General features: G+C 50.4%; 24 protein-coding genes and 1 other RNA gene. 10 read left to right on the top strand and 15 right to left on the bottom strand.

The annotated features are described in order from the left end of the window. Window positions 1-50 precede the first annotated feature (50 nt). The 6 genes from adk to apt all read right to left on the bottom strand — a co-directional run bounded on the left by adk (window position 51) and on the right by apt (window position 6,637). The gene (gene adk, locus JK216_RS05490) at window positions 51-695 is read right to left on the bottom strand and encodes an adenylate kinase (protein WP_212709044.1); all 645 of its coding nucleotides are present in this window, start codon (window positions 693-695) and stop codon (window positions 51-53) included. Window positions 696-988: 293 nt separating this feature from the next. Next, window positions 989-2,863 (bottom strand): molecular chaperone HtpG, encoded by a 1,875-nt coding sequence (gene htpG / locus JK216_RS05485; RefSeq protein WP_249212906.1) that lies wholly within the window; start codon window positions 2,861-2,863, stop codon window positions 989-991. Between the two features lie 98 nt (window positions 2,864-2,961). Continuing rightward, complete coding sequence (gene recR / locus JK216_RS05480) at window positions 2,962-3,567, bottom strand: recombination mediator RecR (RefSeq protein ID WP_212707968.1); 606 nt, start codon at window positions 3,565-3,567, stop codon at window positions 2,962-2,964. Beyond that, window positions 3,567-3,896 carry a YbaB/EbfC family nucleoid-associated protein gene (locus JK216_RS05475; RefSeq protein WP_048911719.1) on the bottom strand — a complete coding sequence of 110 codons (330 nt, stop codon included), beginning with the start codon at window positions 3,894-3,896 and terminating at the stop codon, window positions 3,567-3,569. The genes recR and JK216_RS05475 overlap by 1 nt, the downstream gene beginning before the upstream one ends. Before the next feature lie 54 nt (window positions 3,897-3,950). Next, window positions 3,951-5,900 carry a DNA polymerase III subunit gamma/tau gene (gene dnaX / locus JK216_RS05470; protein WP_212711085.1) on the bottom strand — a complete coding sequence of 650 codons (1,950 nt, stop codon included), beginning with the start codon at window positions 5,898-5,900 and terminating at the stop codon, window positions 3,951-3,953. 185 nt (window positions 5,901-6,085) lie between these two features. Continuing rightward, complete coding sequence (apt, locus tag JK216_RS05465; protein WP_212707966.1) at window positions 6,086-6,637, bottom strand: adenine phosphoribosyltransferase; 552 nt, start codon at window positions 6,635-6,637, stop codon at window positions 6,086-6,088. 340 nt (window positions 6,638-6,977) lie between these two features. Between apt and priC the strand changes: the two genes are divergently transcribed. Together priC and rsmS are read left to right on the top strand one after the other, a co-directional pair. After that, window positions 6,978-7,496: a primosomal replication protein PriC gene (gene priC, locus JK216_RS05460; RefSeq protein WP_212707965.1), complete on the top strand. Its 519-nt coding sequence runs from the start codon at window positions 6,978-6,980 to the stop codon at window positions 7,494-7,496. 237 nt (window positions 7,497-7,733) lie between these two features. Continuing rightward, window positions 7,734-7,904, top strand: a complete 171-nt coding sequence (gene rsmS / locus JK216_RS05455; RefSeq protein ID WP_212711084.1) for a pleiotropic regulatory protein RsmS — start codon at window positions 7,734-7,736, stop codon at window positions 7,902-7,904. Window positions 7,905-7,923: 19 nt separating this feature from the next. Here rsmS and acrR read toward each other — a convergent pair whose 3' ends face one another. Beyond that, the gene (gene acrR, locus JK216_RS05450) at window positions 7,924-8,556 is read right to left on the bottom strand and encodes a multidrug efflux transporter transcriptional repressor AcrR (protein WP_212711083.1); all 633 of its coding nucleotides are present in this window, start codon (window positions 8,554-8,556) and stop codon (window positions 7,924-7,926) included. A gap of 175 nt (window positions 8,557-8,731) precedes the next feature. Between acrR and JK216_RS05445 the strand changes: the two genes are divergently transcribed. The 4 genes from JK216_RS05445 to ykgO all read left to right on the top strand — a co-directional run bounded on the left by JK216_RS05445 (window position 8,732) and on the right by ykgO (window position 13,655). Continuing rightward, on the top strand, window positions 8,732-9,901 hold the full coding sequence (locus JK216_RS05445; RefSeq protein ID WP_212707962.1) for an efflux RND transporter periplasmic adaptor subunit: 1,170 nt from the start codon (window positions 8,732-8,734) through the stop codon (window positions 9,899-9,901). A 40-nt stretch (window positions 9,902-9,941) separates the two neighbouring features. Next, window positions 9,942-13,076, top strand: coding sequence for an efflux RND transporter permease subunit (locus JK216_RS05440; protein WP_212711082.1), 3,135 nt, complete (start codon window positions 9,942-9,944; stop codon window positions 13,074-13,076). Between the two features lie 169 nt (window positions 13,077-13,245). Continuing rightward, window positions 13,246-13,509, top strand: a complete 264-nt coding sequence (locus tag JK216_RS05435; protein WP_212707960.1) for a type B 50S ribosomal protein L31 — start codon at window positions 13,246-13,248, stop codon at window positions 13,507-13,509. A gap of 5 nt (window positions 13,510-13,514) precedes the next feature. Next, entirely contained in the window at window positions 13,515-13,655 is a 141-nt protein-coding gene (gene ykgO, locus JK216_RS05430) for a type B 50S ribosomal protein L36 (RefSeq protein ID WP_212707959.1), read from the top strand. 47 nt (window positions 13,656-13,702) lie between these two features. Here ykgO and JK216_RS05425 read toward each other — a convergent pair whose 3' ends face one another. Genes JK216_RS05425 through JK216_RS05415 form a run of 3 tightly spaced genes read right to left on the bottom strand, consistent with a single transcriptional unit; the run spans window position 13,703 to window position 16,110 of the window. After that, window positions 13,703-14,581 carry a zinc ABC transporter substrate-binding protein gene (locus JK216_RS05425; protein ID WP_212711081.1) on the bottom strand — a complete coding sequence of 293 codons (879 nt, stop codon included), beginning with the start codon at window positions 14,579-14,581 and terminating at the stop codon, window positions 13,703-13,705. Between the two features lie 18 nt (window positions 14,582-14,599). Then, window positions 14,600-15,445, bottom strand: a complete 846-nt coding sequence (locus JK216_RS05420; protein ID WP_212707957.1) for a metal ABC transporter permease — start codon at window positions 15,443-15,445, stop codon at window positions 14,600-14,602. Continuing rightward, window positions 15,436-16,110: an ABC transporter ATP-binding protein gene (locus JK216_RS05415; RefSeq protein WP_212707972.1), complete on the bottom strand. Its 675-nt coding sequence runs from the start codon at window positions 16,108-16,110 to the stop codon at window positions 15,436-15,438. Before JK216_RS05415 ends, JK216_RS05420 begins: the two co-directional genes overlap by 10 nt. A gap of 768 nt (window positions 16,111-16,878) precedes the next feature. On the opposite strand from JK216_RS05415, the gene tomB reads away from it, so the two are divergent. Further along, window positions 16,879-17,259: an Hha toxicity modulator TomB gene (gene tomB, locus JK216_RS05410; protein WP_212707956.1), complete on the top strand. Its 381-nt coding sequence runs from the start codon at window positions 16,879-16,881 to the stop codon at window positions 17,257-17,259. A 17-nt stretch (window positions 17,260-17,276) separates the two neighbouring features. Beyond that, on the top strand, window positions 17,277-17,495 hold the full coding sequence (locus JK216_RS05405) for an HHA domain-containing protein (protein ID WP_212707955.1): 219 nt from the start codon (window positions 17,277-17,279) through the stop codon (window positions 17,493-17,495). Window positions 17,496-17,865: 370 nt separating this feature from the next. On the opposite strand, the gene ffs is transcribed toward JK216_RS05405, so the two are convergent. Beyond that, window positions 17,866-17,962, bottom strand: an RNA gene (ffs, locus tag JK216_RS05400) — signal recognition particle sRNA small type. Window positions 17,963-18,115: 153 nt separating this feature from the next. Between ffs and JK216_RS05395 the strand changes: the two genes are divergently transcribed. After that, complete coding sequence (locus JK216_RS05395; protein WP_212711080.1) at window positions 18,116-18,430, top strand: MGMT family protein; 315 nt, start codon at window positions 18,116-18,118, stop codon at window positions 18,428-18,430. A gap of 20 nt (window positions 18,431-18,450) precedes the next feature. Here JK216_RS05395 and JK216_RS05390 read toward each other — a convergent pair whose 3' ends face one another. Then, on the bottom strand, window positions 18,451-18,933 hold the full coding sequence (locus JK216_RS05390; RefSeq protein WP_212711079.1) for a YbaY family lipoprotein: 483 nt from the start codon (window positions 18,931-18,933) through the stop codon (window positions 18,451-18,453). Between the two features lie 191 nt (window positions 18,934-19,124). On the opposite strand from JK216_RS05390, the gene JK216_RS05385 reads away from it, so the two are divergent. Next, window positions 19,125-20,003, top strand: a complete 879-nt coding sequence (locus JK216_RS05385; protein WP_212711078.1) for an acyl-CoA thioesterase domain-containing protein — start codon at window positions 19,125-19,127, stop codon at window positions 20,001-20,003. Window positions 20,004-20,043: 40 nt separating this feature from the next. On the opposite strand, the gene amtB is transcribed toward JK216_RS05385, so the two are convergent. The 3 genes from amtB to JK216_RS05370 form a co-directional block, all read right to left on the bottom strand. Continuing rightward, on the bottom strand, window positions 20,044-21,330 hold the full coding sequence (amtB, locus tag JK216_RS05380; protein ID WP_212707951.1) for an ammonium transporter AmtB: 1,287 nt from the start codon (window positions 21,328-21,330) through the stop codon (window positions 20,044-20,046). Between the two features lie 31 nt (window positions 21,331-21,361). Further along, a complete protein-coding gene (glnK, locus tag JK216_RS05375) occupies window positions 21,362-21,700 on the bottom strand; it encodes a P-II family nitrogen regulator (RefSeq protein ID WP_038018716.1) in 339 nt (112 codons plus the stop codon). 258 nt (window positions 21,701-21,958) lie between these two features. Next, a complete protein-coding gene (locus JK216_RS05370; RefSeq protein ID WP_212711077.1) occupies window positions 21,959-23,707 on the bottom strand; it encodes a SmdB family multidrug efflux ABC transporter permease/ATP-binding protein in 1,749 nt (582 codons plus the stop codon). Window positions 23,708-23,715: the final 8 nt, after the last annotated feature.

Raw genomic sequence — 23,715 nt, 5'->3', positions numbered from 1 at the left:
TTGCTGCTATCGTTAAGATTGCGAACCGGCAGATCCGGCCCGCACAGGGATTACCCGAGGATAGTTGCCAGCTGGTTACTGACTTCAGATACCGGACGGGTACCGTCAATTTTCTGGTAGCGGGTACGACCTTCTGCTGCTTCTTTGCTGTAATAAGCAATCAGCGGCGCGGTCATCTGATGGTATTCCACCAGCCGTTGACGGACAGTTTCTTCCTGATCGTCTTTCCGGGTTGTCAGTGCTTCACCGGTCACGTCATCTATCCCTTCCTGTTTCGGCGGATTGTAGCTGACATGATAAACGCGTCCGGAAGGGGCATGTACACGGCGACCGATAATACGGTCAACGATGATATCGTCAGGTACCGCAAATTCCAGCACCACATCGACAGCAATACCGGCCTCTTTCATCGCATCTGCCTGCGGGATAGTACGGGGAAAGCCATCCAGCAGAAAACCTGCTTTGCAATCGTCCTGCGCAATACGCTGTTTAACCAGTGCAATCACCAGTTCATCTGTTACCAGCTTGCCAGCATCCATAATGGCTTTGGCCTGTAGCCCCAGCTCCGTGCCCGCTTTGACTGCCGCACGTAACATATCACCGGTAGAAATCTGCGGAATAGCGTATTTCTCCATAATGAACTGAGCCTGAGTTCCTTTACCTGCACCCGGAGCACCGAGCAAAATAATACGCATTGCGTAATACCTCTTGCGAATCGCGTTTAATAAACTTTCAGAAGGGCAAAAACATACCATTATGTCCGGTTCTCCACAAGGAGAGGAGCGGCTGTCAGCCTGCTAAACAAGGGGAACTGTACAGAAAGACGGCTTGTTATGCGTAACATCCGACGGGATACAGATCTCCCTCCATCTCTGCGGCTTTATACCTGCTCACCACGAACACAGAAAGACGTCAAAAAAAAAGCGCACCCGGTATAAGGGTGCGCTATCTGACTGCCGTTATCTGAATAATGGCCTGAAGAGGCGAATTATCCCAGCAGCAACTGGTTCATACGACGAATAAACTGGTTAGGATCATCCAGTGACCCGCGTTCAGCGAACAGGGCCTGATCCAGCAGTAATTCAGTCCAGTCAGCAAAACGGGCATCATCAGTGGTCTCTGCCGCCTGTTTCACCAGCGGATGGTCCGGATTAATTTCAAAGATATATTTAACTTCCGGTGCATCCTGGCCTGCAGCTGCAAACAGCTTCGCCATCTGGGTACTCATTTCATCGGCATCAGTCACCACAATCGCCGGGGTATCCGTCAGACGGTGGGTCAGGCGCACGTCTTTCACCCGGTCACCGAGCAGCGTTTTCACACGTTCAACAAAAGGTTCCAGTGCTTTTTCACTTTCTTTCTGCTGGTCGGTTTCTTCGTCGGCCAGTTTATCCAGTGAATCATCGGCTTTGCTGACCGACTGGAAAGATTTACCATCAAACTCCGTCAGATAGCTCATCATCCACTCATCGATGCGATCAGACAGCAACAGCACCTCGATGCCTTTTTTGCGGAACAATTCCAGATGCGGACTGTTTTTCGCAGCAGCGTAACTATCAGCAGTGATGTAATAGATTTTCTCCTGACCGTCCGCCATCCGGCTGATGTAGTCTTCCAGAGTCACTGTCTGTTCTGAACTGTCGTTATGGGTCGATGCAAAGCGCAACAGTTTAGCAATTGCCGGCAGATTCGATGAATCTTCGGCCGGACCTTCTTTCAGTGCCAGACCAAACGCTTTCCAGAATTGCAGGTATTTGGCGGCATCATCTTTGGCCAGTTTTTCCAGCATCTGCAGGGTACGTTTGGTCAGAGCACTGCGCAGGCTCTGGGTAACACGGCTGTCTTGCAGAATTTCACGGGATACGTTCAGCGGCAGATCGTTTGAATCTATCAGACCGCGGACAAAACGCAGGTAGTTCGGCATAAACTGTTCTGCATCGTCCATGATAAATACACGCTGAACATACAGTTTCAGTCCGTGTTTATGATCACGGTTCCACATATCCCATGGCGCCTGGGCCGGGATATACAGCAGGCTGGTATATTCCTGTTTACCTTCAACGCGGTTATGGCTCCAGATCAGCGGATCGGTGAAGTCATGGGCAATATGTTTATAGAAGTCGTTATACTCTTCGTCAGTAATATCTGACTTATTACGGGTCCACAAAGCCTGAGCTTTATTCACCTTCTCCCAGTGGGTTGTATCGTTCTCTTCATCTTTGGTTTCTATCTCAACCGGTAACGCGATATGGTCAGAATATTTGCTGACAATATTACGCACCCGCCAGCTGTCGAGGAACTCGTCTTCACCTTCACGCAAGTGCAGGGTAATTTCGGTACCACGATCCGCTTTCTCGATATCGGCCAGGGTGTACTCACCTTCACCGGCAGACTCCCAGAACACACCGTCTTCTTTAGGTGCACCTGCCGCCCGGGTACGGACAGTCACTTTATCGGCAACGATAAATGCCGAGTAGAAGCCCACCCCGAACTGACCAATCAGCTGGCTGTCTTTTACCTGATCAGAGCCCATTGACTCAAGGAAAGCACGGGTACCTGATTTAGCAATGGTCCCCAGGTTGTCAATAACTTCCTCACGGCTCATACCGATACCGTTATCACTCAGAGTCAGAGTGCGCTTTTCTTTGTCTGTTGAGATACGGACCCGTAAATCACCGTCCCCCTCATACAGGCCGGCGTCAGACAGGGCACGGAAACGAAGCTTATCTGCCGCATCAGAGGCGTTAGAAATAAGCTCGCGCAAAAAGATCTCTTTGTTTGAGTAGAGCGAATGGATCATCAGCTGCAAAAGTTGTTTTACTTCTGACTGAAAACCACGAGTCTCTTGTCCTTTCATTGTCATTGATACCTCAAAAATCAGGATTAACTAATGTCTGGATGTTAGATGGGGATGATATGCAGAATTTCAAGCTGATGTTCAACAGGAACATCAGCAAGTGATTAATATTTGAACTTTTGCCGCCCGGCAAGAGAATGTGACAGGGTCGTACCGTCAACCATTTCCAGTTCACCGCCGACAGGGACACCGTGAGCAATGCGGCTGGCTTCCACCGAATACTGACGACAAAGTTCGGCAATATAATTGGCGGTAGCTTCACCTTCAATGGTCGGGTTGGTCGCCAGAATCACCTCAGTAATGGCTTCGTTCTGCAACCGTTGTTCCAGCAGATCGAGCCCGATATCACCGGGCCCGATACCGTCTAATGGCGACAAATGCCCCATCAGGACAAAATAGCGTCCGGAAAACTGGCCGGTCTGCTCCACAGCATGGATATCCGCCGGGCTTTCCACCACACAGATGACTCCATTTTGCTGACGCCGTGGATTAGTGCAAATAGTACACATCTCCTGCTCGGTAAATGTCCGGCAGTGAGCACAGTGACCAATTTCCGACATCGCGCGGGTCAGCGCCTGCGCCAGACGCATCCCGCCGCTACGATCTCGCTGTAACAGGTGAAAAGCCATTCTCTGCGCTGACTTAGGCCCGACACCGGGCAGACAACGCAGGGATTCCATCAGGGATTCCAGCAGCGGGCTTGTCTGCATCAGAATGGCATCTTAAAGCCGGGAGGCAGTTGCATACCGGAAGATACCGACGCCATTTTTTCTTTCTGGGTCTCTTCAATCCGGCGCGCTGCATCATTAAATGCCGCAGCAACCAGGTCTTCCAGCATATCTTTGTCATCTTCCAGCAGGCTTGGATCAATTTCTACACGGCGGCAGTTATGTGCACCATTGATGGTGACTTTTACCAGACCAGCGCCGGACTCTCCGGTCACTTCCAGTGCAGCGATCTCTTCCTGAACCTGAGACATTTTGTCCTGCATTTGCTGGGCTTGCTTCATTAAGTTGCCCAGACCACCTTTACCAAACATAGTTCTCTCTCTCTGCTTAGGCCACAGCCATCCTGATGATGACCTGCAGCATGATTACACGGGCCGGATGCTTTCCTCATCCAGATCCGCATCGAATAACGTCTGCAATGTCCTGATATAAGGATCATTGACCATCGACTGGCGCGCCTGCGTCAGCTTTTCTTCATAAATCGCCTGCCGCCATTCCAGTGGCGTCAGTACTGCCGGATTATCATCGGTCTCGATAGTCAGTTCAACCGTTTCACCTGCCGCGGCAGATAAAACCTCCGCCAGCACCTTACGGGCTGAAGGCGAATTCAGGTGACTTTGGGACGAACGCAGATGAAGAGACACGGCATTACCCTGCTGTTGCTTCCAGGCATTCAGCGCCAGTTGCTGAACCAGTTTCGGCAGTGTCAGGCTGGCAATTTCTGCGGCCCATGCATCACGCTGTTGTGCTTCATCCGCCAGTCTGGCAGCCAGTTCCGGTGTTTTTTCATGTTCCAGTGCGCTGCGTAATGCTTTCGGCGTCGCCACCGGCTGAGTACTCTCTGTCTCCGGTTGCCGGGTCGTCCAGCGGTAACTTTCTTTTTTCTCCGGCTGACTGCCCGCGGACGTTTTGGCTGACCGGGCCTGGCGTCCCTGCCCGGTCACTGCGGCCAGTCGCTGCAGTGCACTCTGCGCCGGCTGCGCGTCAGGCACCGCCGGCTCAGTCTTTTTTGCGCCGGAGGCCCCCCTGCGCAATAGCTCGGTACGGGCCTGTAATAGCTGGCTGGTGGTATCTGCTTTCGCCGGTGTTTTCTCCGGTTCCGTACTCTGTTGCGGCCGGCTGCCGGTCACAGAGGCCACCGGGGAAGCGGCCGCGGGTGCTGATACGGCGACAGACGCCGCTGTCTGAGGCCCCCTGAACGGCTCAGCGCTGCGAGGTTCAGTCACCGCCAGCGGATGAAAAGCCAGCGCACGCAGCAGTGTCATTTCCACCCCCATACGACGGTCCGGGGCCAGTGGCAGATCTTTCCTGCCCATCAGCAATGTCTGATAATAAAGCTGTACTTCTTCCGGCGGTAATTTTCTCGCCAGTTCACGCAGTTGCTGCTCACTGGCAACAAACTCTTCATTCAGTGTGCCCGGTAACAGTTGCAGCATTGCGATGCAATGTAACAAACGCAGCATTTCTACCAGCAGCACTTCCCACTCTACACCTCGGCTGGCCGCTTGTTGCAGCTGCTCCATCATCGCCTCAGCCTCGCCGCTGGCCAGAGCTTCAATTAAGGCCAGTGGCTGACTGCTGTCCAGTGACCCCAGCATCGCAGCAACAGTATCGGTGGTCACAGCACCCTGCCCCATGGCAATCGCCTGATCCGTAAGACTCAGGCCATCACGCAGACTGCCATCAGCTGCACGCGCCAGTAACTGCAATGCCCTGGCCTCTGCGGGGATCTGTTCCTGGCTGAGAATATGGGTCAGCTGCTGACTGATTTGTTCCACATCCAGTGCTTTCAGGTGAAACTGCAGGCAGCGGGAGAGAATGGTCACCGGTAATTTTTGCGGATCAGTGGTGGCTAACAGGAATTTGACATGCTCCGGCGGCTCTTCCAGCGTTTTCAGTAACGCATTAAAGCTATGCCGCGACAGCATATGTACTTCATCGATCAGATAAACTTTGAAACGTCCGCGGGCCGGTGCATATTGCACATTATCCAGCAGATCCCGGGTATCTTCGACTTTAGTCCGGGAAGCCGCATCGATCTCAATCAGATCAACGAACCGCCCCTGTTCAATCTCACGGCAGTTTTCACACTGACCACAGGGTGTGGCAGTAATGCCCTGCTCACAATTCAGCCCTTTGGCCAGCAGCCGGGCAATGGTGGTTTTTCCCACGCCGCGGGTACCGGAAAAAAGATAAGCGTGGTGGAGTCTGCCCAATGACAAACCATTGGCCAGCGCGGTCAAAACATGCTGTTGGCCGACAACATCAGCAAAAACCTGAGGCCGCCACTTTCGCGCAAGAACCTGATAACTCATGGAATTTTAGTCACTGGATAGGGTTAACACATCATGCAGCACCCCAATCTGGCGCCACTGCATCTCGAATCTATAGCGGCGGATAACGGGACATTCCGGCCCCGTTATTGCGCTGCCTAGTGTATCAGCCACCCGGCCCATTGCCTATAAGTTTAGGTCACAGGCAGATACGGGGAACAGGTAACTCAGTGGCCGGGAAAGTTAACCACGCTGAAGCAGTTAATACCCATCGCTTCCAGACGGGACTCCCCTTCGAGGTCAAATAAATTAATCACGAAAGCCGCATCATGTACCTCAGCCCCGGCACGACGGATCAGTTTTACAGTCGCTTCAATGGTACCACCGGTCGCCAGCAAATCATCGACAACCAGTACCACATCGCCTGGTTTCACTGCATCGGTATGCATTTCAAGCACATCCGTACCGTATTCAAGAGTGAATTCTTCACGGTAGGTTTCACGGGGTAATTTGCCGGGTTTACGTACCGGAACAAAACCTACACCCAGCCCTAAAGCCACCGGAGCACCAAACAAAAAACCACGGGCTTCGGTACCCACAACTTTAGTAATACCTTTGCCACGATAACGCTCAACCAGCAGATCAATGGTCGCTGAATAGGCTTTTACATCTTCCAGCAGTCCGGTAACATCACGGAAAAGGATCCCTGGTTTCGGATAGTCGGGAACACTTTTAATGCTGTTTTTAATCGATTCAAGCTGTTGCTCAGTTACGCTCATAATGGTACGCCTGGTGAATTCTCAGTAACGCGCAGACCCGGCCGGTCCGCTAAAATAAGCTGGCCGGTAACGTTATATTCGGGGGGACTGCACACGAAAACGGACAAATCTAAGCAAACTGCAAAACAATTGCAACCTCAGACACCCGACTTGTGCTTTTTTATACTGCCTTTCAGCACCCGGGGACGTCTGATTACAATAATCACTCCCTGTCTGATAAGCAATCGCTCTGTGCGGGAAGGCCTCCCGGGAAATAACTGCGACAGTGTCAGTGACCGGCAGTTATCATTGCTGCGCCAGTCATTTTGCTAACAGGTCATCCCGGACATAAATAAAGAACATGAAGAAAGAAAAAGTTATCACCCAGTTTAGGCGCTTATTAGCACAGTTACAGCAGCAGGCGGAGCTGGCAGGTAATCCTGTTTGCCGGGAAAAACGTTTTGACCCCCTGTTATTTGCTGATCGCGGCCACCGATTACTGGACTATATTCAGCAAATTCGCTGCCATCTGCTGGCCCTGCAAGCAATGTCTGATAGTGAGTCGCCCCCTTTTCAATGGTTATCACAACGGATGGTTGATCAGTGCCAGGCCATGCAACGGGAACTCAGTAGTCTGGACAGTCGTCAGCCCGCGCCCGCGACCAGCGCCAGCTATTGGTTTGATAAATATCAGCAACAACGTGGCTATGAAGCACGCCTGTGCGAGATGATAGAACAACAGGAACAGCAACTGAATACCGCCGATACCCTGCAACAACAGCAGCTTATTGCAGAACATATCTCTGTCCTTGAGCAGCGTCTGGCCCGCTGTCGTCACGCTTTACGTGAGAGCCACTGGCAGGCATCCCTGCGTAATTAACTCCTCCCGATATTGAAATGCATCAGCCTGACTGGCTATAGTTGGTCACTGTTCTCAGGGGCTGCCCGCAAGGTGTCTGTGACCCGGTTTCCGGAAAGGCCATGGTTAACCATCAGACACCGCCTTGCCTGTATTTTTCCTTAATTCCGGCAGGGGTAACAATGACCGGCAATATCAATTAACCCCGGTTGATCGCACATACCGGTAAATCACTTTTTTACATAACAGGTTAACTTTATGTCGCTGGAATCTGCACCTGAAGAGGTCAAACTTGCTGTTGATTTAATTATGCTTTTGGAACAAAACCAGGTACCGGCACAGGTGGTGCTAAGTGCCCTGGAAATTGTCAAAAAGGATTATATCGCCAGGCGGGATAATGAAGAACAGAAAGCGATACCAGCGGGATAAAACAACTGGTGTCATCGGCTTATTTCTGTAGCGCCGGACTAAAACGAAGCATATCAATAAAAGCTTCGACCAGCTCTGGCGCATCCTTTTCTAAGTCGAAACTCGCCGGTGTAAATAACCAGTTTTCCATCAGTCCGTTGATATAGCTGCGCATAATAATTGCGGTCTGGCGGGTGTTGAGTTTTTCGGGAAGCTGACCTGCGGATACACATTTACGTAATGAAGCTTCGATCTTTGGGTAACATTCCAATAACACGGTTTGCTGTATTTTTTGGAATGTTTCCATTTCCCCGACAAACTCGCATTTATGGAATATAATTTCCATCAATGCTCTCCGTGAATGATCTTTCACCGTAGATTGTAACAGTGTGACAAGTAAAGCTTTCATCTGTGCAAGAGGATCATCCGGGTACTGTTTCTGATATTCCAGTTCCAGTTCATCCAGATGCTCATCACATTGCAGCCAGATCTCATTAAGGATGTCGATTTTATTTTTGAAGTGCCAGTAAATCGCCCCGCGTGTTACCCCCGCCCGGGTTGCAATATCTGACAGGGAGGTAGAAGACACCCCGTGTGTGGAAAAGCAGTGGAGCGCAGCATCAAGAATTTGATTTCGGGTTTCCAGCGCCTGTTCTTTAGTTTTTCGTGCCATAGAAAGTTTGTCTTTATAGGATCAGGGGTTATATACCCTGCCAGAGGGCAATATAAGGATTTACATACATTCATGTATATATGTACTATAACATGGTTTGTATAATTACACAGCTACAGACCGCTATACTTCAGGGCTGTGGCTCGATCAATTCCGGATACTTAGAGGTTTATTTATGAAAAAGAACAGAGGATTGTCACCTCTGGCGGCCATCCTGATGTTTTCCGGGAGCGTGGCACTCACCGGGTGTGATAACAACACACAACAATCCGGTCAGCAGGCTGCCCCGGAAGTAGGTGTGGTTACGTTACAAACAGCCCCTCTGAACATTACCACTGAATTGCCAGGCCGTACGCTGGCCTACAGGGTCGCGGAAGTTCGTCCGCAGGTTTCCGGTATTATCCTGAAACGTAATTTCATTGAGGGAAGTAATATCAAGGCCGGGGAGTCGTTATATCAGATTGACCCGGCAACCTACCAGGCCGCGTATGACAGTGCCCTCGGTGATTTAGCCAAAGCTCAGGCGAATGCCCGTATCGCTAATCTGACCGTACGCCGCTATCAGCCATTACTTGGCACCAAATATATCAGTCAGCAGGATTATGATACGGCGGTTGCCACCGCGGCACAAAATGCTGCCGCAGTACAATCAGCAAAAGCCACGGTAGAATCGGCCCGTATTAACCTCGCCTATACCAAAGTCAGCTCTCCTATTTCCGGGCGTATCGGTAAATCTTCTGTGACTGAAGGTGCGTTAGTGCAGAATGGTCAGACCACTGCGCTGGCAACCGTTCAGCAACTGGACCCGATGTATGTCGATGTTACCCAGTCGAGTGATGAGTTTATGCGCCTGCGCTCCGAGCTGGCATCCGGCCAGTTACAGCAGGTCAATGGCAAAGCTAAAGTCTCTGTGGTTCTGGATAACGGTTCTGTCTTTAAGCATACCGGGACTCTGGAGTTTTCCGACGTCACTGTTGACCAGACCACCGGTTCCATTACTTTACGGGCAATTGTCCCGAACCCTGACCATACACTGTTACCCGGTATGTTTGTCCGCGCCAGACTGGAAGAAGGGACCAACCCTGATGCCTTGTTAGTACCACAGCAAGCCATAACCCGTACTCCGACCGGACAGGCAACGGCGATGGTGGTTGGCAGTGATAATAAGGTCGAAGTCCGTCAGGTAACGGCAGCCCAGGCCATTGGCGATCAGTGGCTGGTGACTCAGGGACTGAAATCCGGTGACAAAGTCATTACTGTCGGCCTGCAGCGTGCCAGAGCAGGTGCTCAGGTCACACCACAGGAAGTGAAACCAGACGCGACCTCTGACAGTAATGCACAGTAATTCTCTGAAAAATTTTCGTATTAACAGGAGCCACTGATTCATGGCTAAGTTCTTTATCGATCGCCCGATTTTTGCATGGGTCCTCGCCATCATTGTGATGCTGGCGGGCGCGTTGTCGATTCTGAATCTCCCGATTGAGCAATACCCTGCGGTTGCTCCTCCGGCCATTCAGATTCAGGCAACTTACCCGGGTGCTGATGCAAAAACTTTACAGGATTCCGTTACCCAGGTCATAGAACAAAATATGAACGGGCTTGATGGTTTACTGTATATGTCTTCCAGCAGTGACTCTTCCGGGACATTGCAGTTAACCCTGACATTCTCTGCCGGAACCGATGCGGATATCGCCCAGGTTCAGGTACAGAACAAACTTCAGCTGGCAACGCCATTACTGCCTCAGGAAGTACAGCAACAAGGGATCAGCGTTGAGAAGTCTTCCAGCAGTTTCCTGATGGTTGCCGGCTTCGTCAACACTGACGGCAGCATGGACCAGAATGATATTGCCGACTATGTGGCATCCAACATTAAGGATCCTATCAGCCGTACTCCCGGGGTAGGTGATACCCAGCTGTTCGGCGCCCAGTATGCGATGCGTATCTGGATGGACCCGGCAAAACTGAATAACTATCAGCTGACTCCGGTTGATGTTATTGCTGCAATTAAAGCCCAGAACGCCCAGGTAGCGGCCGGACAGTTAGGTGGTACTCCTGCCGTGCCTGGTCAGCAGCTTAATGCATCAATCATTGCCCAGACCCGGCTGACCTCTCCTGAAGAATTCAGCAAAATCCTGTTAAAAGTTAACACCGATGGTTCAAGGGTGACGCTGGGAGATGTGGCGAAGGTTGCACTGGGGGGGGAAAACTATGAAGTTATCGCCCGCTATAATGGCAAGCCTGCTGCAGGTTTAGGGATTAAACTGGCTACCGGGGCGAATGCGCTGGACACTGCGGCTGCGGTGAAAGCAGAGCTGACTAAGCTTGAACCTTTCTTTCCCCACGGCCTGAAAGTCGTTTACCCGTATGACACCACGCCATTTGTTAAGATTTCTATCTTTGAAGTGGTAAAAACCCTGTTCGAAGCTATCGTGCTGGTGTTCCTGGTCATGTATCTGTTCCTGCAGAGCTTCCGCGCAACGCTGATCCCGACGATCGCGGTTCCTGTGGTATTACTGGGTACCTTTGCCATCCTGAATGCTTTCGGTTACTCGATAAATACCCTGACGATGTTCGGGCTGATACTCGCCATCGGTTTGCTGGTGGATGATGCCATCGTGGTGGTGGAGAACGTCGAACGTGTGATGGCTGAAGAAGGGCTCCCCCCGAAAGAAGCCACCAAACGATCGATGGAACAGATTCAGGGAGCACTGGTCGGTATCGCACTGGTTCTGTCGGCCGTATTTATCCCGATGGCTTTCTTCGGCGGGTCTACCGGGGTTATTTACCGTCAGTTCTCCATCACTATTGTCTCTGCGATGGTGCTGTCAGTGCTGGTTGCCTTAATTCTGACGCCTGCATTATGTGCAACTATCCTGAAACCGGTGAAACCCGGTGATCATGCCAAAGACAAAGGTTTCTTTGGCTGGTTTAACCGTATTTTTGACAAGAGTACTAACCACTACGTTAACAGTGTCAGCCACATTATTCGCCGTACCGGGCGCTATCTGGTGGTTTACCTGGTCATTGTTGTCGGGATGGTATGGTTATTTGCCAAACTGCCAAGTTCCTTCCTGCCGGATGAGGACCAGGGCCTGCTGCTGGCCCAGGCGCAGTTACCGGCCGGAGCCACCCAGCAACGTACTCAGAAGGTCATGGATCAGATCACCAACTACTTCCTGACCAAAGAGAAAGATAATGTGCAGTCTGTGTTTACGGTTAACGGTTTCGGATTCTCCGGCCGCGGACAAAACACCGGTATTGCCTTTGTCAGCCTGAAACCCTGGGATGAACGCTCCGGCAGTTACAATAAGGTACCGGCGATTGCCGGACGGGCAATGGCCGCTTTAGGTCAGATCAAAGATGCTTTTGTTATTCCGTTTAACCTGCCAGCAATTATCGAACTGGGTAATGCCACCGGGTTTGACTTTGAACTTATCGACCAGGCAAACCTGGGCCATGAAAAACTGACTGAAGCACGTAACCAGTTGTTAGGTATGGCTGCCCAGCATCCGGATGTATTGGTGGGTGTCCGCCCTAACGGGCTGGAAGATACACCGCAGTACAAACTGATGATTGATCAGGAAAAAGCTAACGCACTTGGCGTATCTATTTCTGATATCAATACCACACTGGGCTCTGCCTGGGGCGGTAGTTACGTCAACGACTTTATTGACCGCGGTCGCGTGAAAAAAGTCTATGTGATGTCACAGGCCAGCGATCGTATGCTGCCGGACGATATCAATAAATGGTACGTGCGTAACTCCGGCGGACAGATGGTACCCTTCTCTGCCTTCTCTTCGGCGAAATGGCAATACGGTTCGCCACGCCTGGAGCGCTATAACGGTTTACCATCAATGGAAATCCTCGGACAGCCGGCACCAGGCAAAAGCTCTGGTGAAGCCATGGCACTGATGGAGCAAATGGCGTCGAAACTGCCTGCCGGTATCGGTTACCAGTGGACCGGTATGTCTTATCAGGAACGGATGTCAGGTAACCAGGCGCCGGCGTTATATGCTATCTCGCTGATAGTCGTGTTCCTGTGCCTGGCAGCACTGTACGAGAGCTGGTCTATCCCGTTCTCTGTCATGCTGGTGGTTCCGCTGGGTATTATTGGTGCCTTGCTGTTCACCACTCTCAGGGGATTAAGTAATGACGTGTACTTCGTGGTCGGACTACTGACTACCGTCGGGTTGTCAGCGAAAAACGCCATACTGATCGTTGAGTTTGCTAAAGACCTGATGGATAAAGACGGTAAAGGACTGATTGAGTCGACCCTGGAAGCCGTACGTATGCGTCTGCGCCCAATTCTGATGACCTCACTGGCCTTTATCCTTGGGGTACTGCCACTGGCCATCAGTACCGGTGCAGGTTCCGGCTCCCAGAATGCAGTAGGTACCGGGGTTATCGGTGGTATGGTTACCGCAACCTGCCTGGCTATCTTCCTGGTTCCGGTGTTCTTTGTTGTGGTTCGCCGCCGTTTTGGCAACAGTAAAACCACGGAACAACACACAGAGAAATAACCGTTTCCGGTAAAACACACTCAGGAGGCTGCAGATGCAGCCTCTTTTTTTTCCTTTAATTCAGTCACTCCCCCCTGATGCTGTAAAACAATCGTTTTTAGCACTTGCCTTCATCCGTGGTCATCGCCATAATGTAGTTATGTTATAACATAACAATTAAGAGGCAGTAATGAAACCAGATATCCATCCTTACTACCGCCCGGTAGTGTTTCACGATACATCAGCGAATGAATATTTTAAGGTCGGTTCAACCATCAAAACCGAACGGACCATTGAATACCAGGGGGAAACTTTCCCATATGTCACCTTAGACGTCTCTTCAGCGTCTCACAGCTTTTATACGGGCAAACAGAAAACTATTTCTCAGGACAGCAGCGCCGCCAAATTCCAGCAGCGTTACGGCCGTTTCCTGGGAAGTAAAACCGCGGAGTAACAGATATGCAGGTACTCAGTTCCCTGAAGTCTGCAAAACAGCGACACCCTGACTGTAAACTGGTCCGTCGCCATGGCCGGGTATTTGTGATCTGTAAATCAAACCCGCGCTTTAACGCTGTCCAGGGCAGAAAAAAGAAACGCTGAACACGATATAAAGCGGCCTGCTAAAGGCCGCTTTTTTACAGGCGCAGTTACTGCATACTTTTCAGCAGTTGATCGACATTCAGACGGAAAGCCTGCTGATAAGTCGCTGCCGGTCCTCGCCCGTCAGATAACGCTTCAGGGTACAGTTCTCCGCCGGGAGTAGCATCGGCTGCGGCGGCAATTTGCTGAACCAGCCGTGGATCGGTCTGATTTTCTATAAAGTAGCGATGAATGCCGGTACTTTTTAGCTGATTAATCAGGGCCGCCACACCGGATGCGCTGGCTTCTTCATCAGTATTAAAGCCAATCGGCGAGACGAATTTTACCCCGTAACGGTCGCCGAAATAGCCAAAGGCGTCATGACTGGTTAATACCAGCCGTTTACTGGCCGGAATAGCGGCAAATTTACTCTGTGCCCAATGATCCAGACTTTCCAGTTGCCGGATATAGGCATCCCCCTGTCGCCGGATCTCAGCAGCATCCTGCGGGTCTGCCTGTTGCAGACTCTGACTGATATTACGCGCATAAATCACCCCGTTAGCCATACTATTCCAGGCATGGGGATCCGTCACCTTATTGCCGTTTTCTGTCATGGTCAGCGGAGTAATCCCCTGAGAAGCAACAATCACTTTCCCCTGATAACCGGATGCCCGGATCAGACGTTCCATCCAGCCTTCAAGACCTAATCCGCTGATTACCACCACATCGGCCTTAGCCAGAGCAACACTGTCCTGTGGTGCCGGTTCAAAGGTATGAGGGTCGCCGTCCGGCCCGACCAGGCTTTTAACCTCAACATACTGCCCGCCAATTTGCCTGACCATATCTGCCAGTACTGTAAAGCTGGCGACGACGTGGACGGTACCGGCCATTGCTGCCGGAGTAAAAACAGCGCAACAAGCCAGTAAGGCCGGAATCAATTTTTTCATCAGATGTTCCTGTAATTATCAGCCCGCGGTACGCCGGAAGATCCCGCCACAGGGACCAATAGATACCGAAATAAAGAAAAACCCTGTGGCACATAAAATAACGGCAGGGCCTGCAGGTAAAGACAGATACCATGATGCAGATAAACCTAACCACGCAGAGAGAATGGCAATAAAAATACCGGTCAGCAGTATTTTTTCCAGCCGCTGACTCCAGAATCTGGCACTTGCTGCCGGCAGCATCATTAACCCGACAGACATTAACGTCCCGAGGATCTGAAATCCGGCCACCAGATTCATCACGACCAGAATAAGAAAAATACCGTGCACCAGCGGAGCATGCCACCTGCCCTGCATCTGCAGGAAATGCGGATCAAATGCATCAATCACCAGCGGACGGTAAATCACCGCCAGGACCAGCAGACTGACCGCAGAAATAGCAGCCACCATAATCAGTGCCTGACTATTAACTGCCAGCAGAGAACCGAAAAGCACATTTAATAAATCAACCCCTGAGCGGCGCAATGAAATCAGAGTCACGCCCAGTGCCAGTGCACCCAGATAAAATCCGGAAAAGCTGGCATCTTCTTTTAACGGAGTAAAACGGCTGACGACCCCGGATAACAGGGCAACAGATAGCCCGGCGATCAATCCGCCAATCCCCATGGCGACCAGTGACAGTCCGGAAATCAGATATCCCAACGCGGCGCCGGGTAATACAGCATGAGAAAGGGCATCGCCCACCAGGCTCATCCGCCTCAGAGAGAGAAATACCCCCAGCGGGGTGGCACTGATCGCAATAGCAGCACAGGCAACCAGTGCTTTGCGCATAAAAGCAAATTCGATAAAAGGCTGAACTAACAACATAAACGCAATGTCCCTTGCTGCTCACTTTCAGAGCTATACCAGCAGGCATTCTCTCCTTCCAGCGATAATACCTGACGAAAATTCTGCTCAACCAGTCGCTGGTCATGCAATACCACCACAATGGTGGTTCCTGAGCGCTGCTGCTGATGAATTAATGTCATCAGTGAAATGATAGTTTGCTGGTCAATACCACTGAAAGGTTCATCCAGCAGCCATAATTCACTCTGTTGCATCAGTAAACGCGAAAATAAAACCCGCTGCAGTTGCCCGCCGGATAACATCGCCGGTCTTGCATCTGCAAAATTTTCCATACCTGTTGCCGCCAGAGCCTGCATAATCTGGTGGCGTAACTGACGGTTGATGCCACGAAACCACCCGGTTGCCGGCCAGCACCCCATAGCCACCAGTTCGAAAACGGTTAACGGAAACTGCCGTTCTAATTCGCTACGCTGCGGAAGCCAGCCAATTTTTTTCCGCGCCAGTGATACCCTGCATTCACCGGAAACCGCCGGTAATAATCCGGCCACTGTTTTTAACAGGGTAGATTTTCCACAGCCATTCACACCGACCAGTGCCGTCAGCGTTCCGGGGAGGATTTCCCCGTCGACCACCGGTGTCACCACCTGCTTCCCGTAGCCTGCCTGGCAGGCATTAAACCTGATCATCCGTTCACACCCCAGCTTACGGCGATAATCAAAACACAGATCACCCCGCTGGCCATCAATAAACGCAGTAATGCGGAACAGAGTAATGGACTGCTTATCATAGAACACCATGGCATGACAAAATAACGTTATAACATTACATATTAAGCATTGAGAGCGGTGAAATAAAGAAAATAAGTGTATCTAAATATCATAGTCTTCCGCTGGCAGCAGATGTCGGGTAAACTGCCGAAGTCACGGCACAGCCCGGTGTTTAGCTTGTAACTGTGAAATATAAACAACCACAACCAGATCTGTATTGTGTAATTTTAATTGCAGCGTGTAAGGCCGTTTAACTTCGTTGTATTTTAAGAAAAGTCTTTATTGATAGATTCAGGCTGCAGGTGGTAGCTTTAGTTTAAAATGACGGTTTTGGGCAGTCAGTCTGGCGCTCTGCTTAAACAGGGTACATACTATAAGCTATCAGCCTTTATCATCCGGATAAACACTGACTAAGGTTTGTCTCCGTTGTAATGTCAGTTTTTAATAAAATAAAAACCAGTTGCTGTATCCGTAATAAAAATTCAGCAGACAGTTAAACTTATTTTTTTATCCGCGGTCAGAATTACATGCCCGCTGTTCACAGTGATATGGTTTGTGTTATTTACACAATAACCCTGTATTGGTCATGTCAGTTTCAGATTAACGCGTATCAGTCATTGAGAATCTTCCGTAGCTTTCTATTTTAGCTGAAATTGTCTTCAGCCAGATTCGTAAGAGGTGGAAAAGATGGATGAATACTCACCTAAAAGGTATGATGTGGCGCAGTTGAAGTTCCTGTGTGAAAACTTATTTGATGAAAGTATTGCAACTCTCAACCTGCAACAAGCCTGCTGGATTAACGATCCCGCGTCGGCAGAAAGTCTGCAACTGCATGATCTGATTGAACACATTGCAGCATTCAGTATTCTCTATAAATTAAAACATAGTGAAGATGAGTTACTGATTCAACAGGTTGATAAATATCTTGACGATACTTTTACATTATTTAGCGGCTACACAGTAAATAAACAGGATTTTAATTTCTGGAAAACTTCATCAAACCAGTTGTTTAGATTATTTTTTGACACCCGTCTCAGCGAAAAAAACGGGCATAGTGTCATACATTAGCCAGGAGCAGTTTTATTATGAGCAACACTACTTTAACCAAAACAGATTATCTGATGCGTCTGAGACGCTGTCGTTCAATTGATACTCTGGAAAGAGTTATCGAAAAAAATAAATACGAATTATCAGATGAAGATCTGGTGGTTTTTTATTCAGCAGCAGACCACCGTCTGGCGGAACTGACGATGAATAAATTGTACGATAAAGTGCCAGCAACTGTATGGAAGTATGTACGATAACGGATCTTAACTCTCCCGTCATGCTGTACAAAGTACCTGCCTGAAGTGAAAAACTGCTTTCCCGGCCACTATTACGATTAAATGAAAAAACCTGCGGGGGTTAATTATTTCTCGCGGGGAATTCAGATAACAAAACAGCGGGTCGTCAGGCGGACACACCGGTTGACTTTCCGGTATACTGTGCCCTTACCAGCAAAGCACGCATTTCTTTATGCTGTCTGTCGAGTGCCCGCAAACAATAAAAAGCACATCACGGTAATAACGATAATTGTTAATAAATACTGATGAATAATTTTCTGAGACAGAAACTGTCTGGTAAGTAAGGGATAAACTGGCAGGGAGTATTGAAACTGAATCTTTTGGGTGGGGCCTCTGCCAGCGACATCCCGGCACATGCGTCACCTGCTGCGGCTGCTTCCTTCCGGATCTGACCGGGTTCACAAGTTAGCATTGCGGGAGAACCAGCAGAGTCCCCATTGAAAAGCCCTGATCTCTCAAAGCGCAGGCATTATCAGTGATGGAGAGGCTAATTGCAAGCCTGCGACAGCCAACCGTTGTTTTCTTGAACACCTGACCGGGTTATTGTCTGTATTACTCTGATCCACTCTTCAGGATAAACAATGACAGACGAACCAGCATTTCGCGAACGGGTCTGGTTAATCGTGGCCGCCATCCCTTACGGCCAGGTATCGACCTACGGAGACATTGCCAGGCTGGCAGGAAATTCCAGAGCCGCCAGACAAGTGGGGGCGGTCTTAAAAAGATTACCTGAAGGTTCTGAGCTGCCCTGGCATCGTGTAGTAAACCGGCAGGGAGGAATTTCTTTGCAGGGTACAGACCTGCTGCGACAACGTGAGGCATTACTGGCCGAAGGAATTGACGTCAGCCAGCAACATCTCATCTGCCTGCAAAAATATCGCTGGTCAGGGCAATAATACCCGCTGACCAGCTGTCATCAGCCAGCAGCAGAGACCGCAACCGGAACAGCAACCTGAGGTACAGCTTCCAGCATCAGGTCTTTACGTTGCGTCACTCCCGATGTGACTGGTTGCAGGGACTCAGAAGAGAAGATCACCCGGCCATTCAGAGTAATAGCTGCACTGAGGAATACCTGTCCCTGAGGACTGACCTCTCTGCCAGTAAACGGCAGTGTGTAGTGGAGAGGTGCCTGCTGACCGGCAAGGCGTTCTGTTTTCTGTGCAATCACCCGCGTTGGTCCGGTTCCCCCGGAAGCATCAGCTAAGGTCACCGTCAGTACGGCATCTTCCGGCAGAGCAATACGCTGGCGGATATAGACAGCCCCGGAAATAACCGGTTGTGCGGCAGCAACACTGATGCCCGGTGCCGGAGGCGATCCTGCAGGAACACCGGTATTATCGGCACATGCCGTCACAGACAATGCTATGACTAATCCACTAATAATATGCATAGATTTCATTGATGTCGTCTCCTTATGAACAGAATGAACCACGGTGCTCTGCTATTACCCAAGAGTACATTCTTGCCACCGTGCTCTGATAATTCTGGCAGAATATCGGGTTTATTCCTGTTTATTTATGCCAAAACCATTATGCGGGCAAATTATAAGAAAATTCCTGGTAAATCCCCGCGCCATATACTGAGGTCTCTATGGCTAATCCATTAGAAAATTTACTAACCTTGCTACAGCCTGTAAAACAGGAGGGTCTGCGGTTCTGCGCTGAGTGTGAAGATTTGGGATTACCTCAGGTTTTTGGCGGACAACTGGTGGCACAGGCACTCAGTGCGGCACAACAAACCACCGACAGCCGAAGGTATGCACACTCATTTCACAGCTATTTTCTGCGGCCAGCGTCCAGTGAACTGCCGGTGATTTACGATGTGGAAATTCTGCGTGACGGCCAGAACCTGAGTGCACGGCGGATAACGGCACAACAAAATGATGTGGTGATTTTCTCCATGACAGCTTCATTTCAGGCGGACGCTGAAGGCTTCGAACACCAGAGCCCAATGCCGGACATCAATGGCCCGGAAAATCTGCCCGGCGAACAACAACTGGCCAGAAGACCGGGGTCTTGCGTACCCGCGGCGTTAAAATCCCTGATAAGTTCCGACCGCCCGCTGGAAATTCGTCCGGTTCAGCAACATACCCCGTTACAAGGGCAGATCAGTAAGCCTGTACGCCAGGTATGGATCAGAGCTAACGGCAGGTTGCCAGATGATCAACCCCTGCAGCAATCACTGCTCAGTTATGCCTCTGACTTTAATTTCTTACCGGTCGCATTACAGCCCCATGGCAAAGGTTTTCTGGAGCCGGATATGCAGGTTGCCACCATTGACCATTCTGTGTGGTTTCACCGTCCGGTAAACCTCAGTCAATGGTTGTTATACAGCGTGATCAGCCCTTCAGCTTCCGGAGGCAGGGGGTTTGTACGCGGAGAATTCTACAGTCAGGACGGACAACTGGTGGCATCTGCAGTACAGGAAGGGATAATACGTCAGAAAAAACACAGTAAAAAAGGGCGGTAACCGCCCTTTTTCTACCGTTAATTACAGCCCTGAGTTCGCATTACTGATTGTAAGCATTCTCACCGTGGCTGTTAACATCCAGACCTTCACGCTCCTGGTCTTCCGGAACACGCAGCCCGACCGCCATATCCGCCACTTTAAAGCTGATAAACGCAGCAACGCCAGACCAGACCAGCGTCAGCAGACAACTGAGGATCTGAACCCAGACCTGATGGCCCATAGTGACTCCGGCACTGTAACCCACCCCACCCAGTGAAGAAGAGGCAAACACCCCTGTCAGGATACAACCGATGATACCGCAGACACCATGAACACCGAACACATCACAAGGATCGTCGACACGCAGGAAACGTTTGAGTGATGTCACACCCCAGATACCTGCCAGCCCGCCAACCAGACCAATGATCAGTGCACCGCCTACGCCGACATAACCACAAGCAGGGGTAATGGCAACCAGGCCGGCAATAAACCCGGAACAGGCACCCAGTAATGAAGGCTTGCCACGCACCAGCCACTCACCAAACGTCCAGGACAATACTGCACCCGCGGTAGCAACAACCGTATTCAGAAACGCCAGCGCAGCGATTTCGTTAGCTGAAGCAGCAGAACCGGCATTAAAGCCAAACCAGCCGATGTAGAGGATCGCCGTACCAATGAAGACCATCGGCAGATTATGTGGTTTAAATGCTTCTTTGCCAAAACCAGCGCGTTTACCCAGCATATAAGCACCGACCAGCGCAGCAATCGCAGCATTAATATGCACCACTGTCCCCCCGGCAAAATCCAGAGCTCCGTCCTGAGCCAGTAAGCCGTTGCCCCACACCATATGCGCGATAGGGAAATAAGACAGAGTGACCCAGATAACCGTAAAAATCAGTACTGCAGAGAAACGCACACGCTCAGCCAATCCGCCCAGCACCAGGCCTACGGTAATACAGGCAAAAGATGCCTGAAATGCTACATGGATATACTGATAAATGGTGCCCATCAGCGCTTTCAGTTCAATCCCTTTCAGCATCACCCACTGGAAGCCACCAACGTAGTTATTGCCATCGCCGAAGGTCAGTGAGTAGCCATAAATTACCCAGATAACAGCAACCAGAGAGAAAGTCACCGAAACCTGTGTCAGCATGGATAATACGTTCTTACCGCGGATCAGTCCGCCATAAAACAGAGCGATGCCCGGTACTGACATAAACAGCACCAGAGCAGTACAAATCATCATAAATCCGTTATCCGCCTGATCGGCAACGGCAGGTGCGGCAAAGGCAAACGATGGCGCGAGCGCTGCCCCCGCCAGAGCCAGTTTAGTCAGAAATTTATTCATTTTTCCCTTCCCTCAGTAATCCAAGGCTAAATTAAAGCGCAGCTTCGTCTGTTTCACCGGTACGGATACGAATAACACGTTGCAATTCAGAAACGAAAATCTTTCCGTCACCAATTTTTCCGGTATAGGCTGCTTTACTAATAATATCAACGACTTCATCTAGCTGATCATCGGCAATAGCAATATCAATTTTAACTTTAGGTAAAAAGTTCACACTGTATTCAGCACCACGGTACAGTTCAGCGTGCCCTTTCTGGCGACCAAACCCTTTTACTTCGGTCACAGTCAGTCCCTGGATACCCACGGAAGATAATGCTTCACGTACGTCTTCTAATTTAAATGGCTTTATGACCACGGTCACCAGCTTCATATTACTCCCTCCGGGTATTGAAATTATAAGTTGCACTGAACCTTCTCTAGCATAAGCAAACAACATGCCATTTATTCAGTGATGGCTATTTTCGGAAAATGCAGCAAATCAGCGGCCGGGCGGAGGTTGTTACCGGAGGAATTAACGCGGGAGAAAAATGGCGGGCAGCGACTGCACCATTAAGGTGCAGTCAGTGTTGTCGTGGTGCAGCAGCCAGGGTTCTCTGATTAAATTGTACTAACAGAGTGCACTGAGAGATTATCCTGCCGCAAGGTTGCTGTCTGATAGTTCATGACCCGCACGCTGTAACTGGTACATTTGCTGATAACGGCCACCCTGCTCAAGTAATTGCTGATGAGTGCCCCTTTCAGTGACCTCTCCACGCTCTAACACCAAAATAGTATCTGCCGTCGTTATCGTCGACAGCCGGTGTGCAATAACAACCAGGGTAGTCGTTTTTCGCACTTCAGAGAGTACCTGCTGAATAGCCCGTTCGGTACCGGAATCGATATTGGCCGTCGCTTCATCGAGGATCAGTAATGCAGGTACATCCACCAGAATACGTGCCAGCGCCAGTAACTGTTTTTGCCCGGCCGATAAGCTATTACCCTGCTCCCCCATCGGGGTATAAATCCCCTGCGGCAGACTGTGTAGCCAGTCAGTTAACCGGACCCTGGCCAGGGCATCTGTTACCTGATCTTCGGAGATCTCCCGGCCCAGCCGGATATTTTCCAGCAATGTATCCGCCAGAACCACCGGGTCCTGTTGCACCATACCGATCCCTTTACGCAATACCCGGTGGCTGAGATCGCTGATCGGCCGCCCGTCGAGGATAATCTCTCCGCGCGTGATTGGGTAATACCCCATCAGCAGATTAGCCAGAGTACTTTTACCGCTGCCCGTATGCCCGACCAGTGCCAGAAAACCGCCCTCTTTTAACTGACAGTTAATGTTTTTCAAGACATCACGTTCCGGCTGATACGCAAAATACAACTGCCTGATCGTCAGTTGTCCGGAGGCCAGTGGCCGGTTATCAGTACCGTATTGCTGTGCCGGCGCATCCATCAGTTCAAAAATACGTTCAGCGGAGACAACTGCCTGCTGTAATAACGACTGGCGGGTCGTCAGTTCAATTAACGGCTCTTCAATCCGGCCCAGATAAGCAATAAATGCATACAATACCCCGACTTCGAAGTGACCGGGGCTCGCCAGGCTAAACACCAGTACCAGCATAGCCAGAATCACAGCACTGAACAGATTGAGCAATGGCCGTAACAGAAAGGCGTCCAGACGCAATATTTTCATTCTTGAGCGGTAATGATTTTCGCTGTGCCGTTTCAGCAACTGAGCAAAATGTTGCTGGCGGCGAAACTGCCGGATCACCGTCATACCGCTAATCACTTCATTAAGACCGTTATTAATATCTGCCAGCCGGGTTCTCACCTGGCGGGCAATCCCTGTACTGTGTTTCTGATAAATAATCATCACACCCAGCACCATCGGGAAAATGCATAACGCAATCAATGCCATTTCCACGTTCAGGGCAAACATGGCGACCAGCATTGCAATAATCAGGGTCGTACTGCGTAACACGCTGGCGACCACAGTGATATACAGATCGCGTACCACCTCACTGTCGTTGGTGACTCTGGAAACCAGCTGTCCGACCGGCTGGGTATCAAATGCTTTCAGTGGCTGGCGCAATGCCGCGTCCATCACCTCACAACGGAGTTTGCGCACCACACCAATCGCCGCATGGTTAAATAACAGAGACTGGCGGTAATTAAATATCGCGGCCAGTAGCTGCAAAAGCAAAAATCCTGCCCCCGTCAGCAATACTGCCCGCCACTGCCATTGCTCAGCACTGATAAAATGGTCGATAAAATAGCTGATCAGCATCGGCCCTGCGACCTGTGCTGCCGCCGCCAGAACCAGCAATACCACCGCTGAAATTAACTGTTTTTTCCACGGCAGACCATACGCCAGTAACCGTGTTAAGGTTTTCATAAATGATA

It is taken from the genome of Tatumella sp. JGM94 (assembly GCF_018257595.1).
Taxonomy (GTDB): Bacteria; Pseudomonadota; Gammaproteobacteria; order Enterobacterales; family Enterobacteriaceae; genus Tatumella; species Tatumella punctata.
This window is presented reverse-complemented; position numbering and strand designations above follow the sequence as displayed.

What these genes read in the sequence shown, in the direction of transcription:
- JK216_RS05405 (WP_212707955.1), top strand. Translation starts at nt 17,277, where the DNA reads ATGAGCAACACTACTTTAACCAAAACAGATTATCTGATGCGTCTGAGA.
- ykgO (WP_212707959.1), top strand. Translation starts at nt 13,515, where the DNA reads ATGCAGGTACTCAGTTCCCTGAAGTCTGCAAAACAGCGACACCCTGAC.
- JK216_RS05385 (WP_212711078.1), top strand. Translation starts at nt 19,125, where the DNA reads ATGGCTAATCCATTAGAAAATTTACTAACCTTGCTACAGCCTGTAAAA.
- recR (WP_212707968.1), bottom strand. Translation starts at nt 3,567, where the DNA reads ATGCAGACAAGCCCGCTGCTGGAATCCCTGATGGAATCCCTGCGTTGT.
- JK216_RS05370 (WP_212711077.1), bottom strand. Translation starts at nt 23,707, where the DNA reads ATGAAAACCTTAACACGGTTACTGGCGTATGGTCTGCCGTGGAAAAAA.
- htpG (WP_249212906.1), bottom strand. Translation starts at nt 2,863, where the DNA reads ATGACAATGAAAGGACAAGAGACTCGTGGTTTTCAGTCAGAAGTAAAA.
- dnaX (WP_212711085.1), bottom strand. Translation starts at nt 5,900, where the DNA reads ATGAGTTATCAGGTTCTTGCGCGAAAGTGGCGGCCTCAGGTTTTTGCT.
- JK216_RS05440 (WP_212711082.1), top strand. Translation starts at nt 9,942, where the DNA reads ATGGCTAAGTTCTTTATCGATCGCCCGATTTTTGCATGGGTCCTCGCC.
- JK216_RS05415 (WP_212707972.1), bottom strand. Translation starts at nt 16,110, where the DNA reads ATGATCAGGTTTAATGCCTGCCAGGCAGGCTACGGGAAGCAGGTGGTG.
- JK216_RS05420 (WP_212707957.1), bottom strand. Translation starts at nt 15,445, where the DNA reads ATGTTGTTAGTTCAGCCTTTTATCGAATTTGCTTTTATGCGCAAAGCA.
- JK216_RS05435 (WP_212707960.1), top strand. Translation starts at nt 13,246, where the DNA reads ATGAAACCAGATATCCATCCTTACTACCGCCCGGTAGTGTTTCACGAT.
- priC (WP_212707965.1), top strand. Translation starts at nt 6,978, where the DNA reads ATGAAGAAAGAAAAAGTTATCACCCAGTTTAGGCGCTTATTAGCACAG.
- tomB (WP_212707956.1), top strand. Translation starts at nt 16,879, where the DNA reads ATGGATGAATACTCACCTAAAAGGTATGATGTGGCGCAGTTGAAGTTC.
- acrR (WP_212711083.1), bottom strand. Translation starts at nt 8,556, where the DNA reads ATGGCACGAAAAACTAAAGAACAGGCGCTGGAAACCCGAAATCAAATT.
- adk (WP_212709044.1), bottom strand. Translation starts at nt 695, where the DNA reads ATGCGTATTATTTTGCTCGGTGCTCCGGGTGCAGGTAAAGGAACTCAG.
- JK216_RS05475 (WP_048911719.1), bottom strand. Translation starts at nt 3,896, where the DNA reads ATGTTTGGTAAAGGTGGTCTGGGCAACTTAATGAAGCAAGCCCAGCAA.
- amtB (WP_212707951.1), bottom strand. Translation starts at nt 21,330, where the DNA reads ATGAATAAATTTCTGACTAAACTGGCTCTGGCGGGGGCAGCGCTCGCG.
- JK216_RS05445 (WP_212707962.1), top strand. Translation starts at nt 8,732, where the DNA reads ATGAAAAAGAACAGAGGATTGTCACCTCTGGCGGCCATCCTGATGTTT.
- rsmS (WP_212711084.1), top strand. Translation starts at nt 7,734, where the DNA reads ATGTCGCTGGAATCTGCACCTGAAGAGGTCAAACTTGCTGTTGATTTA.
- JK216_RS05390 (WP_212711079.1), bottom strand. Translation starts at nt 18,933, where the DNA reads ATGAAATCTATGCATATTATTAGTGGATTAGTCATAGCATTGTCTGTG.
- glnK (WP_038018716.1), bottom strand. Translation starts at nt 21,700, where the DNA reads ATGAAGCTGGTGACCGTGGTCATAAAGCCATTTAAATTAGAAGACGTA.
- JK216_RS05425 (WP_212711081.1), bottom strand. Translation starts at nt 14,581, where the DNA reads ATGAAAAAATTGATTCCGGCCTTACTGGCTTGTTGCGCTGTTTTTACT.
- JK216_RS05395 (WP_212711080.1), top strand. Translation starts at nt 18,116, where the DNA reads ATGACAGACGAACCAGCATTTCGCGAACGGGTCTGGTTAATCGTGGCC.
- apt (WP_212707966.1), bottom strand. Translation starts at nt 6,637, where the DNA reads ATGAGCGTAACTGAGCAACAGCTTGAATCGATTAAAAACAGCATTAAA.